The organism is Desulfitobacterium chlororespirans DSM 11544 (genome assembly GCF_900143285.1).
GTDB lineage: Bacteria > Bacillota > Desulfitobacteriia > Desulfitobacteriales > Desulfitobacteriaceae > Desulfitobacterium > Desulfitobacterium chlororespirans.
The window spans coordinates 175,718-187,988 of sequence record NZ_FRDN01000004.1; the positions used below are offsets into that span (position 1 = coordinate 175,718).

The window sequence follows — 12,271 nt, forward strand, 5'->3', positions numbered from 1 at the left end:
GAGAAAAACTTTACAAAACACCTTACAATGGATATGGTACCTTACCCTATCCCGTTTGTCTGTATCGTTTTTCAGAGAGGGGATATCGGCAAAACCTTGAACTAGTTATCACATGGAACAAGCCGAACCTGAAAAAGGCTCGGCTCTGCAGGGAATTGGCGGCCCCCATGAAACATGAAAGGAGCCCGGGGGTTAAACAGTTTTATACACGGTGTACCCCAGTCTGGTCAGGATCTTTCTGAAGTAATCCAAAAAAACAGTGTAATTTTTGGTCAGCTTATAGCGGGTATTCTCTATGTAACCAAACTGCGCCGATAAATAAATATCATCGATCCGCACCGGCTTCATCAAATTACTTTTAACATAGATATCATCAGCCACCATAAAGCGCGGGAGAAGAGAAACATAGGGGCCGTTGATGATCATCTTTTTCAGGGTGTTTAAATTGCTGACCTGAGATTCCACCTTGGGCATGGAAAAAGCCAGAATATCCTTAGCCCAATCGCTGTTGGGGGTGACGAAATCATCCCCCAGGGCAATATAGGGCTGACTCAGCATCTGCTCCAGGGACACGCTCCCCTGCTCCCAAAAAGGAGACTGATGACCGATATAAAGCACGTACTCATCTTCGAACAGAGGGGTATACTTGAGGTCGGCGGTGAGCAACTTGGGGATGTAGGCTACTATCCCCAAAACCGAACTCCCTGAGGCAACCCGGGGATAGATCGCCTCACTTTCCAAAGAGGCCGCCGCTACTTTACAGAAGACCTTGGCCCCCTCCATCTCTAAAAGCACCTGAGGCAGGATTTCTTCGCAGATGCTCAACACAACGGCAATATTAATGGTCTCGCAATAGGAACTATTGCTGGCCAGCAGTTCAATCTCTTCAACCATGGCAAAGATAACATCCGCTTTATCCATAATCTCCATGCAGATATCCGTAGGAGTGCAGCCGCGATTAGAGCGGTTTAAAAGCTTGGCACCCAGTTCTTTTTCCAAATTGGTAATCGCCGCGCTGAAGGAAGGCTGAGAGATAAAGTTTTCCCGTGCTGCAATAGACAAGGATCGATAACGGATAGCTTCTTTTAAATAATGCAACTGCTCCAGTTTCATAATGATCGCTCCTTCCAGTCGAACATTGAGAGGAAGTAAACTTCACAAGGTGAATTTGTACTAACTATATCATAATACAGCATCCCTGATGAAAAAATCTATAGCCGACAGGAGCGGTTTCCGGCGATGATAAAAGCACCGTCATAGCGATTTGAAGTCCCTATGATTTCTACACTGCTGATATGCCGGAGCAATTATAAGGAGGAGCAGAAAGCGAATTAATCTGTGATCGTAAATTCAAATGTGGCTAATGTTTGACCTGTACTATCCATAATGATTGTGAGGCTGCCTGGACCAGGATTACAGGATTGCGAGCACCCCCAACTCTCCTGATTACCTGCAACGAAATAGTACCGTTCATTTTCAGATGTCGTGCCATCCGGCCACTCCCAAATAAGGGTTAAATTTTCCTCACCCGCCCAGCCGTAGTAACGGCCCGCAAGATACAAGGTTTCTCCTGATTTAAAAGATGTTTTAGGATTAACAGGTTTCACTGTCGTACTATCAGACCGCACATCAAGTTTTTCGCAAAGCCAGCCTTCAAAGCGTGGCGAGCCCTCCGTATAGGGATTTCCTGATTTTTTCACAGTTTCAGGCGGCTTGGCGGGACTATCAGAAGGCACCAAATTATTTGCTTCTACCCGCGTTTCTATTTTTGATTGGGACCCTTCTTCAATATTATTTGCCGGTTCTTGGTTCTTGCTCACGGAGACCATAGGGGAATTACGGGAAATATAAAGGCCCAGGCTCTCGTTTGTTACAGAATAAAAATAATTCATTCGCCCGCCAATTGCAGGACGGTTCTCTTCACGGCTGATATTATCGATTTTAATGGTATCAAGGATGTCGGATGCCCGCGCATCATCCAATGCATTCACCGCTATGGTAAGTGTATAACCAAACCGGCTCAGGCTGTCGGATGTGACACTATTCAAAAGAGCAATAAATTCAACCCGTTCCAGCCTGCCTGCATCAGAAGCAAAGAGGTACATCCTTACTCCCGGTCCCAGTGAATAATAGACTCCTTCACAGATGTCAGGCGACAACCCTTCCAAATCTTCAGCCCCGACAGAAACAGGGCGGGTATCCGACAAAAGCGGCATCTCTTTCTTCATCGCATATTCATCAAGCTTCGCGACAAAGTCAGCTATTGTCCAATCGATCTTTTGTGATGTTATTTCACCATTTGCAAAATCAAGGGCTTGCATATCGATGAGTTCTTCGCCAGTCGCACAAACGTTGAAAGTGGTAAAAGCCTCATTATTTTCATGAAAATATTCAAAAGCTCCATTCGCAGCAAGAGATTGTCCTTTGCCGAAGGAAACGCCAATAGCCAGCTGATTGCTAAGCTCCTCCCATCTATCCGGTTCAAAGAAAAAAGGCAAAGAAGATAAAATGTAGCTTTGTAATTCTTCAGCTGGAGCTGATATTTCATCGTGATTCGTATAAAAAATAAGCTGATGTAATCTGTTATCTTCCGGATCTGAAATGAAATATAAATACATTCCACGACTTGGCATATATAAATCACATTGATAAGATGCACTGGCAAAAGCATGTGTTAATTCGCTGTGTACCCCCATCTCCAGCGTAGGATAGCCATTTTTATTCAGGCGCGTATCCAACCAGGAAATTACTTCGCGTCCGGTAATAACAGCGGGGCCGCTAACCGTTTCATCAGGATTTGCAGAAATGCCGTCACGGCTATTCTGCAAAGAAGATGAGGAGCATCCGCAAAAGAAAATGGCCACTGCAATAAGCAAAAAAAGAACTTTTTTCATCATATCACGCCTTCCAAAATTGCATATTTCCTTGTTGTACACAACCCAATGCAATTGTTATTCAAACTTCTCAGATATCTCCACCAGCTGCATAGGTCATATATGGTAATTATAAAGGAAACTTCTTACAATGAATATATATATTTTACTAACGGTCAAGACGAAGAAAAACTCCAGACCATCCCCCAGAAGTAATGTCGCCAATAAGAACTCGGTGCAGGTGGCCTATAAAATGCTTTGAACGGCGGATTTATCGAGTATTATGCTCTTATTTCAGAAGAATGAAAAAAAGCCCTTCTGCTAAGGAAGAGCTTAATTAAAAATTTCTTATATTTCCCAACATGCAATACTACTGAGTAAAGCTCTTACTTCCTGAACTTGTCAATAAGAGCAGGAACGACTTTATACATATCCCCGACAATTCCGTAGTCTGCTTGCTTGAAGATAGGGGCATTTTTATCCTTGTCAATGGCTAAAATCGTTTTGGCCTGATTGATTCCGACCGTATGCTGAACTTGCCCGGAAATTCCAAGGGCAATATAAACCTCCGGTTTGAGCATGACACCGGAAACACCAATATAGCGTTCCTTAGCCATCCATTTTTCTTCTTCAGCAATAGGACGGGAACAGCCTAATTCCGCTTTTAGTTCCACCGCCAATGCTTCGATCATTTTTAAGTCCTCTGCCGCCTTTAAACCGCGGCCAACCCCAACAACGCGTTTAGCTGCCGCCAGATTGACTTTTTCGCCGCCTTTTGCTTTCTTCTCCAGGCACTTAATCGAAACATCGGGAGTTACACCGTCTACATCAATAATCGATGGGACAGCCTGCATGTCTCCTGCCTGAAATAACCCGGCTCCCACACAGGCGATATTGATCCGATTGGTTGATTTTTCTTTACGGAAAGCAGCCCCGCCGTATACCATGCGCTGGGTCTCTACACCGTTACCGACAGCTACAATCTCCGTAATATCAGTCAAGACATTCGTACCGCAGTTCGCCGCCAAAGCTCCTGCAATTAAACGTCCTCTTTTCGTATTTCTAATCAGAAGCAGATTGGGTTTCTTTTCTGCAACCAAATTGATAATGGCCGGCTTATAGTTTTCCAGGATTTTATCGTTTAAGGGTCCCAGATAATATACCTTGTCCGCACCCAAAATCTGAGCAATCTGATCCTTATCCCCTGCAAAGAGGACGGCCGTTTCATCTCCCAGTGTCCTGGCCCCGGCAGTTAATTCATTGATTGCAGCGACTTCTTCGCCGATCACCCATACACATGCTAATTTACTCATGTCCTTCACCTCTTTCAATTATAAAACCTTACGCAGATGTTCATAGAATTCGGCAATGTTTTCATCACTGTCCCCTTCAATGACGATTCGTTTCCGGTCAGTTTCTTCCGGGGCTAAGGTACTGATGCATTCTGTCTTATTGCTTACCTCCAGCTGAAGATCAGTTAACGACCACTTTACGGCTGTTTTTTTCCCGGCCGCCATAATCTCTTTTAAGGTGGGAATCCTTGGTTTGTTAATATCCGTGGTCACTGAAATAACCGCTGGCAGCAAAACTTCCAACGCTTCCACTTCATTCTCCAAAGTGCGTTCTACAACCAATTTATCTCCATCCGGTGTAATTTTACTGACCGCATTCAAAGTGGCCCAACCCAACATTTCACCAAGTACGACTCCTACCTGCTGGGCATAAATATCTCCGGAACCCTCACCACAGAGCACCAAGTCTACACCGCCAATTTTTCCGATTGCTGCAGCCAGAGCGGCAGCTGTCGTATAACAATCAGCAGTCTCCAGAGCCTCATCAGCGACAAGACATAAGCTTTGCAGCCCCCGGGATAAGGCGGCCTTTTTTATTTTGGAATTGTCAACAACCTGGCCGCCTGCACTAAGTGCGACCAGTTCACCGCCAGTAACCTCAGCTAACTGAACGCCTGCTTCGATAGCATTCAAGTCATATTGGCCAATCTTCCACTCCGCTTTGTCAACGTTCAATGTCTTATCCGCCTTAACGGTAATATCCTGTTCTTCCGGTACAACTTTGTAACATGCTGCAACTTTCAACTCAATCACCTTTCCTCTTGCTTATTTTTTCAGCCCCATCTGAACTCGATTCCTAAGGTTCCTACGGGGAATTCCCACTTTTCCAATAGGGTGGTGCCACACAGCACCCGGCAGGTTCCACATTCGAGGCAACCTGCATAATCAAAATGAATCCCGCCTTTATCGTCTTGTTTATAAAGACCTGCCGGACAAGCGAGCATGAGTTTATGATATTCTTTGCTGTCGATATCTTTTTTCAGGACAATATGAGCATTTTCCTCATCCACATAAAACTTATCCAATCCCAGCTTTGCATCCACATTTACCGTGTTGGCTGTGTTCATAGGGCTCGCACTCCTTTCCACGCATCTTTGGCAATAGTCGTCAACCCGACCTTCTTTACATGTCTCATCATGTTCTTCATAAGGGGTTGGGCCGGTTGACCGTTCATCATGAACAATTCTGCCAGCATATCTGCCGCCATTCGGGGATACGCATCAAAGATCCGCGGTGTTTCTTCCAGGAAGTGCGGGAACTTCTGGTAATGGATCATATCCTTCATGACAAAACTACTGCTCAAAAAAGTCTGATAGCATTGCAGAAAGCTTTCCGAATAATTTTCGGCTTCTTTGGCCGCTAAAACTGCTTTTGCTGCACATTCGGCTGAAGCAACGGCAAGATCCATCCCCCGCACGGCATAGCCTAAGTTGATGCAGAATCCGGCGGCGTCGCCGACAACCAAGACCCCATTGCCGATCATTTTAGGCATCATCTTTAAGCCCCCTTCGGGAACAAGGTGACCGGAATACTCGATCAATTTCCCGCCTTTAAGCAAGGGTTCAATCACAGGATGCCGTTTAAAATCTTCCAGCATTTGGGGCACTGATTTATGGCCTTTAACCAGTTCACTAAGGGTACTGACCACGCCTATGGAAATGCTCTCCTTATTGGTATATAGGAATCCGCCGCCCACACGCCCTGCTGAGGGGGTCCCTGCAAACAGCCATGAGGTTCCTTCATTATCCCGGCAGCTAAAGCGGTCTTCGATCACCGGCACCGGTAATTCAATAACTTCCTTGGCCCCAACCGCCACATGCTCCGGCCGTAATTCGCTCCGGAATCCTAATTTCTGTGCCAGGAGTGAATTGACGCCATCAGCTAAAATCGTAACATGGGCTTCCAGTTCGTCTTCTCCGGCCATAACGCCGCAGACTTTACCCTCTCTGAAAATCAAATCATCGATGCGAATCCCGGTAATAAACATCGCCCCTGCTTCTTCCGCCTTTTCCTGCAGCCACTTATCAAATACTCCCCGCAAAACGGAGTACGAGTCGCTGCCCTGGATTCCCAGCATATCAGAATAGTAATCCAGGGTAACATTGCTTTCCTCAGTCATCAGACTGATCTTTTCACGGGTAATCTTCCGCTCAACCGGAGCCTCCCGCGCGAAATCAGGCATAATTTTCTCCAGGCTATGGCTATAGATGCGCCCGCCGGTTACATTTTTGCTGCCCGCATAGTTTCCCCGCTCTACGACGACTACCTGCAGCCCTTCTTTGGCCAATAAATACCCGGCGACTGTTCCCGCGCTCCCCCCGCCGACGATTACAGCATCAAATTGATCCTCAGCCATGTTTATCCCCTCTCCTCTCTCTCATTTTTCGTCCCTTTTCTGCCGTCTATAGTCCTGATATATTTACACCCCAGCAAACGTAAATTTTCGGCAATGACCCTATTATTGGTTAAGGCTTTATTCCGCATATTTCCTAATAACCTGCCTCCCTTTTGCCAGTGCTTTTTTATCGATTTTACCATTGGCCAACCTGAGCATTTCCTTTATTAAGATCACATGATCAGGGATTTTAAATTTAGCAATTTTTCCTTTGGCATACTCCCTTAAGGTTGTTTCCGTTTCTTTACTATCTTTTTTCAATTGGATAAAAGCATAAATCTGCTCTCCCAGTTCTTCCTGTATGACACCCATTACACAGACTTCCAGAACCTCGGGGTGAGTATAATAAACCTTTTCCACCTCCGCAGGATAGATATTATAGCCTCCGCGAATGATTGTATCTTTCTTTCTGCCGACAATCCTGATATATCCTGAGTGATCAATCGTTCCTAAATCACCTGTGTGCAGCCAGCCATTGTCATCAATGATCTTTGCCGTTTCCTCCGGCGCAAGATGATAACCTTTCATAACATTGAAACCTTTACACATCAATTCTCCAACTTCTCCCGGCCCCAATGCTTTGCCATCCCCATCGATCACCTTGACCTCCACACCCTCATAGGGCCTCCCCGCCGTTTGTGTCCGCAGCTCAATATCATCCTGCAAGGTTGTCATGGAGACGGTAACCGCCTCTGTAGAACCATAGGCAACCATAATATTGCAATTCAGTTCGGAGCGTATTTTCCGGACCAAATGCTCATCGACCATGGTGCCGCCAATCATACCTGTCCGCAGTGAACTTACATCTTTTTTGTGCTGGAGGTGTTCATTAATTTCTCGTATGAACATAGTGGGCACACCATAATGCACGGTCACTTTTTCCTGTTCTATCAAGGATAATGCTTCCCAGGGGCTGTAGTTCTCCATTAATACGATCTTGCCGCCGAAATAAAACGGCAACACTATTCCGGTGACCAGACCATAGAGATGACTGCAGGGTACAGGAACCAGGAAAACATCTTGGTGTGTACATTCCAGGCGCCCGCCAATGCTTTTAGCCCCCTGAAATAAATTCTCATAAGTCAGCTCTACTCCCTTAGGGCGCCCTGTTGAACCCGAAGTAAGCATAATTGTAAAAACATCACTGTAACTATCCACTTCCACCGGCTTTACGGCGCCATTTCTTCCTTTTTCCAAAAGTTTTGGAAAAGACAACAAGCCCTCTTCCTCAAAACGTACCGTAATGATTTCGCAAGCTAGTTTTTGTTCTTGCAATAGGCAAGAATGGCTCTTATGGGCGATAAAAACTGCTTTGGGTTCCACCTGCTGCAGACGATCACAAATTTCATTCTTCGCAAAGATTTCGTTGCAGGGAATAAGAATAGCTCCCAATTTGGCAAGGGCAAAGAAAATCACGATGAATTCATACCAATTGGGGATGATGGTCAACACCTTATCCCCTTTTCTAATCTCCAGCTGAGAAAGTGCAAAAGCAAGGCACTGAACCTCTTCTTCCAGCTCCCGAAAAGTCCGTCTCTGCTGCCCATCAAAGATCGCCTCCCGGTCCGGCGCTATCTCTCCCCAATAATCCAGGATGCCCTGAAATGTTTCTTGATTGTTCATTTCCATCCCTCACTTTACCTTAGCAAGATGCTTCCAAGCCCTAAATAAATTTAAGAAAAACCAAAGGGATTGATCTGCTCTATTCATTGGTTATTGTGAAGTGGAAAAACAGCTGACCTGTTTTTCCACTTCATTTAAATTGGTTTGTATTTGAGCTAAATTGGTTTGTATTTGAGCAAAACAAGCTGCTTTACGGCCATTATTTAGGAAGCTTTTTAGCCGTCACCGTAGTCAGCAGATAACCTCCGTAAGCAACTAATAAAAACAAAAGAGAGGCCAGCAAAGAATTGGCATAGCTTTTACTCAGGTCAAATATGAACCCATACAGTGTCATCGCAAACGCCATCAGCAAGGTCGTAATCGATTGGATATTGGAAAAAATTGAACTGAAATCCTTTTGACCAAAGAACTGCCTGACGACCATAGGGGGCATAACCGTACCCATGGAGATACCACCGAATCCAAAGATAAAAGCACCGACGTATAATAATGTTGTATTGCTTCCCGCTGCTAAAATGGTGATAAGTCCTGCTGCTGAGAGTATTGTTCCTGTGGTAATGGCTTTGCTTAAACCGATTTTGTCGTTCAGGTAACCCATGACTAATTTGCCGAAGATGATGCCAAAGGATGTCATGGAGATGGCAAAACCGCCAACGATGGCGGAAAGGCCGATCGAGGTTACATATCCGGGGATATGAGTTTGCACAGTACCGCTCATGGTCATCATACCGGCAAAAATCAAGGCAGTATAAAAAGCAGAGGATTTTAAAGCCTGGCCGGCAGTAACTCCGGGCAGCTCGGCAGGCTTCGCACCTGCCTGGGGCTGCACTTGGGCAGTTGCTGCAGTTGCTGCAGTTTCCGCCGCTCCATATGGCTCAAGTCCCATTTCGGCCGGTTTAAAACGAACCACAAAGATCATAAAGGGCATGGTAATCGCAAAAGCAATAAGACCAAGGACAAGATAGCCCGTTCTCCAACCATAGTTTTGAATGATATAAGCGCCAACAGGGTTAAACAAGGTTCCTCCGACCCCTGACATCGCTAAGGCTAAACCCAGAGCGAAGCCAACTTTTTGTTTAAACCAATTGTTGATCAGAATAGGGATAGGAAGGAACATCACAAAAGCGCCGGAAATACCCATTAACACACCGGCAGCATACCAGTGATATAAGGAAGTAAATTGTGACATTGCGGCAAAAGTTAAAGTAAACACAGCCATTGCCGCAATCAGAAATTTTTTGAAGTTAGCCGTAGGCATTTTCTTGCCGGCTATCGGCAAAACAATAAACATGGCCAGATATATAATCGTCATGTACAGGGAAAAAGCACCTCTCGAAACCCCTAAATAATCACACACCGGTTTAAAGAAAATCCCGGAACAAGCCATGACTACGCCAAGTACACAAAAGGATATGGTCCCGCAACTAATCATGATCCACCAAGCGTGATGAGCTTTTTTATTCATGACATCTACCGCCCTTCATAGTCATTCTGAGGCCGATAATTAATCCAGGCAACCTGTGTGCTAAGGACAGCACCGCATGGGCTAAAGACAGCACCATATGTGCTATGGACAGCACCCCATGTGTTTCAAGCAGACAGCCTTGTCACTTAGCACACAAGCTTCCTTGATAGTGAACCTACTCTTTCGCCAGAACTTTATCGTTGTAAAGTGCAAGAATTTCTTCAGAGGAATAACCCAACTCAGCCAAAATGTCCTCATTGTCCATTCCATACTTCGGAGCGCCCCTCCATACCTTGCCGGGCTCCTTGGCCAGTTTGGGCACGACATTGACACCCTTAATTTTTTCGCCGTCGACGGTTTCCCATTCCGTAAAGGTTTCCCGGGCGATATAGTGAGGATGTTTTTCTGCCATAGCGTAGGTCATAACCGGACTGACCGGTATACCTGCCTCATTCAATTCTTTTTCAGCTTCTTCAACCGTTTTGGCAGCACACCATTCATTGATTTTTGCCTCCAGAACCCTGGCGCCTTCGGTTCCTTGCAATACCCAGGGGACAGCTTTGGGGAAAAGCTCCGATCCCCACTCAAAGCCAAAGAAAGGCAGCCCTACTTTCATAATGCCCGGCCCGCCGAAACAAATGAAGACGAACCCATCCTGGCATTTAAAGGCCTTAAACGCCGCACCTACAGCATTTTCGCCGCCCGTTCTCGCGGGTTGGAACCCTTCGGTAAAATACTTAAGAGGCCATCCTGATTGCCCGCGCAGAACCGACTCGAACTGGGTGCAATCGATGCTGTCGCCGATTCCTGTTTTCTGGACCCGGATATAGGCCGCTAAAGCTGCCCAGGAAGCATATAGGGCGGTGGTTGCGTCACACATGTAAGGGTTTGTAGCCATGGGAACGTCTTCTGTTCCATTCACGGAAACGAGGGTGCCAAAGGCCTGGCCGATGGCATCCCAGGAAGGCCTTTCCACATAGTTCGGGTCTCCGCTTAGGCCGTAGCCGGTTACGTGAACGATAACCAGCTTCGGGTTGACTTCCCACATGGTTTCATCGGTTATTCCCCAGCGTTTCCATTGGCCTCCTTTTGAGTTTTCAATAAAAATATCGGCATCCTTAATCAACTTGTAGAAAACTTCCCGGCCGTGAGGAGAAGGAATATTCAAGGCCAAAGCTCTTTGGTTGCGATGATCCTGCTTAAATGCCGAACCACCGGCGGCACGGCTTTGATCAGGCACAACGGAGCTTTCGATGTTGATGACTTCGGCTCCGAAATCGGACATCATCGTGGCCGCATAGGGGCCTGCAGTAGCAAGCCCTGCACAAATTACTCTGACCCCTTGCAAAGGACCGAATTGTGGAATCTCTGTACGTTTCATTAAAGTCACTCCCTTTGTTTTTTATTTTTACTTTTTGTATTTCTTCAAAATAGCCTGTCCGGCGATATGGACCATGATTTCATCAGTGCCGCCGCCGATCCGGTTGGCACGGCAATCCCTCCAGAATCTTTGAATCCTGGTCTCTGTGGTATAGCCGATACCGCCAAAGATCTGCATCGCATCATCAATAACCTCTTGAGCAGCACGGGCAACATAGTACTTGCATAAGGCCGAAGAAATCTGAACAGACATGCCGTTTTCTTTCTCCCAGCAAGCTTTGTAAAGCATGCTGCGCATTGTCTCCAGCTTGATCTGCATTTCGGTGATTTTCTTCTGAATCAGTTGAAAGTTCCCGATCGGTTTCCCAAACTGCACCCGTTGGTTTGCGTAGCGGACCGCATCGTCAAAGGCTCCCTGAGCCCACCCCAAGGATGCGGCAACTCCGGCCAGTCTCTCAATTTCAAAGTTTTTCATCAGTTGGAGGAAACCTTCACCCTCGACTCCCACGAGGTCTTTTTCTTCCACTTCCACATCTTCAAAATAAAGTTCATAGAATTTGCTCATCCTGAAACCAACTTTACCGACAGCCTGCAGCTTAATGCCTGGTTTGGTCATATCCACCCACCACATGGAGATGGCTTTATGGGGGTTAGGTGCTTGAGGATCCCGGGTTAAAAACAGGCAATAAGGGTATTCACCGGCATTGCTGATCCAGGTCTTATGGCCGTTCAGGTAAACTTTTCCGTTTCTGCGGGCAGCAGTGGAGGCGATGGCACTGTCGTCCGATCCGGCTTGAGGTTCCGATATGCCCAGGCTGAAAGCCATTCTGCCCCGGCCGGCGTATTCCATGGTGATGCGTTTCTGTTCCTCATTGCCAAAGGTCAGCATGTCGTCGATCAGCATCGCATTGGTAAACATATAAGCAGGCCCGCCTGCCCGGGCTAATTCCTCAATGACCATGATCTGGGTCAGAACATCGCAGGGTGTGCCTCCGTACTCTTCCGGCACTCCAAGAAGTCCAAACCCGTTATTCATCAGGGCATCAGCCAATTTATCCGGAAACATATGGTTTTCATCGCATTCAGCAAGATAGCTCTCCGTTATTTCATTGGCCAGGACCTGCCGCAAGCTTTCGATCAACAGCTCCTGTTCTTCTGTGAGTCTAAAATCCATGGTTCGGTC

Annotated in this window: 10 protein-coding genes; all 10 read right to left on the minus strand. The window is 46.4% G+C overall.

Annotated elements, in window-relative coordinates; translation table 11 throughout:
• Positions 1-192: 192 nt before the first annotated feature.
• Positions 193-1,113, minus strand: coding sequence for a LysR family transcriptional regulator (locus BUA14_RS03720; protein ID WP_005814010.1), 921 nt, complete (start codon positions 1,111-1,113; stop codon positions 193-195).
• Positions 1,114-1,331: 218 nt separating this feature from the next.
• Entirely contained in the window at positions 1,332-2,897 is a 1,566-nt protein-coding gene (locus BUA14_RS03725) for a hypothetical protein (RefSeq protein ID WP_072771345.1), read from the minus strand.
• Between the two features lie 362 nt (positions 2,898-3,259).
• Complete coding sequence (locus tag BUA14_RS03730; RefSeq protein WP_072771346.1) at positions 3,260-4,186, minus strand: electron transfer flavoprotein subunit alpha/FixB family protein; 927 nt, start codon at positions 4,184-4,186, stop codon at positions 3,260-3,262.
• Between the two features lie 18 nt (positions 4,187-4,204).
• Positions 4,205-4,969: an electron transfer flavoprotein gene (locus BUA14_RS03735; RefSeq protein ID WP_072771718.1), complete on the minus strand. Its 765-nt coding sequence runs from the start codon at positions 4,967-4,969 to the stop codon at positions 4,205-4,207.
• A gap of 29 nt (positions 4,970-4,998) precedes the next feature.
• Complete coding sequence (locus BUA14_RS03740) at positions 4,999-5,292, minus strand: ferredoxin family protein (protein ID WP_072771347.1); 294 nt, start codon at positions 5,290-5,292, stop codon at positions 4,999-5,001.
• Positions 5,289-6,581: an FAD-dependent oxidoreductase gene (locus BUA14_RS03745; RefSeq protein WP_072771348.1), complete on the minus strand. Its 1,293-nt coding sequence runs from the start codon at positions 6,579-6,581 to the stop codon at positions 5,289-5,291. Before BUA14_RS03745 ends, BUA14_RS03740 begins: the two co-directional genes overlap by 4 nt.
• Positions 6,582-6,698: 117 nt before the next feature.
• A complete protein-coding gene (locus BUA14_RS03750) occupies positions 6,699-8,243 on the minus strand; it encodes a class I adenylate-forming enzyme family protein (protein ID WP_072771349.1) in 1,545 nt (514 codons plus the stop codon).
• Between the two features lie 199 nt (positions 8,244-8,442).
• Positions 8,443-9,708, minus strand: a complete 1,266-nt coding sequence (locus tag BUA14_RS03755; RefSeq protein ID WP_072771350.1) for an MFS transporter — start codon at positions 9,706-9,708, stop codon at positions 8,443-8,445.
• 175 nt (positions 9,709-9,883) lie between these two features.
• A complete protein-coding gene (locus BUA14_RS03760; RefSeq protein ID WP_072771351.1) occupies positions 9,884-11,089 on the minus strand; it encodes a CoA transferase in 1,206 nt (401 codons plus the stop codon).
• A 27-nt stretch (positions 11,090-11,116) separates the two neighbouring features.
• Positions 11,117-12,262 carry an acyl-CoA dehydrogenase gene (locus BUA14_RS03765; RefSeq protein WP_072771352.1) on the minus strand — a complete coding sequence of 382 codons (1,146 nt, stop codon included), beginning with the start codon at positions 12,260-12,262 and terminating at the stop codon, positions 11,117-11,119.
• Positions 12,263-12,271: the final 9 nt, after the last annotated feature.

What these genes read in the sequence shown, in the direction of transcription:
- BUA14_RS03720 (WP_005814010.1), bottom strand. Translation starts at nt 1,113, where the DNA reads ATGAAACTGGAGCAGTTGCATTATTTAAAAGAAGCTATCCGTTATCGA.
- BUA14_RS03725 (WP_072771345.1), bottom strand. Translation starts at nt 2,897, where the DNA reads ATGATGAAAAAAGTTCTTTTTTTGCTTATTGCAGTGGCCATTTTCTTT.
- BUA14_RS03730 (WP_072771346.1), bottom strand. Translation starts at nt 4,186, where the DNA reads ATGAGTAAATTAGCATGTGTATGGGTGATCGGCGAAGAAGTCGCTGCA.
- BUA14_RS03740 (WP_072771347.1), bottom strand. Translation starts at nt 5,292, where the DNA reads ATGAACACAGCCAACACGGTAAATGTGGATGCAAAGCTGGGATTGGAT.
- BUA14_RS03745 (WP_072771348.1), bottom strand. Translation starts at nt 6,581, where the DNA reads ATGGCTGAGGATCAATTTGATGCTGTAATCGTCGGCGGGGGGAGCGCG.
- BUA14_RS03750 (WP_072771349.1), bottom strand. Translation starts at nt 8,243, where the DNA reads ATGAACAATCAAGAAACATTTCAGGGCATCCTGGATTATTGGGGAGAG.
- BUA14_RS03755 (WP_072771350.1), bottom strand. Translation starts at nt 9,708, where the DNA reads ATGAATAAAAAAGCTCATCACGCTTGGTGGATCATGATTAGTTGCGGG.
- BUA14_RS03760 (WP_072771351.1), bottom strand. Translation starts at nt 11,089, where the DNA reads ATGAAACGTACAGAGATTCCACAATTCGGTCCTTTGCAAGGGGTCAGA.
- BUA14_RS03765 (WP_072771352.1), bottom strand. Translation starts at nt 12,262, where the DNA reads ATGGATTTTAGACTCACAGAAGAACAGGAGCTGTTGATCGAAAGCTTG.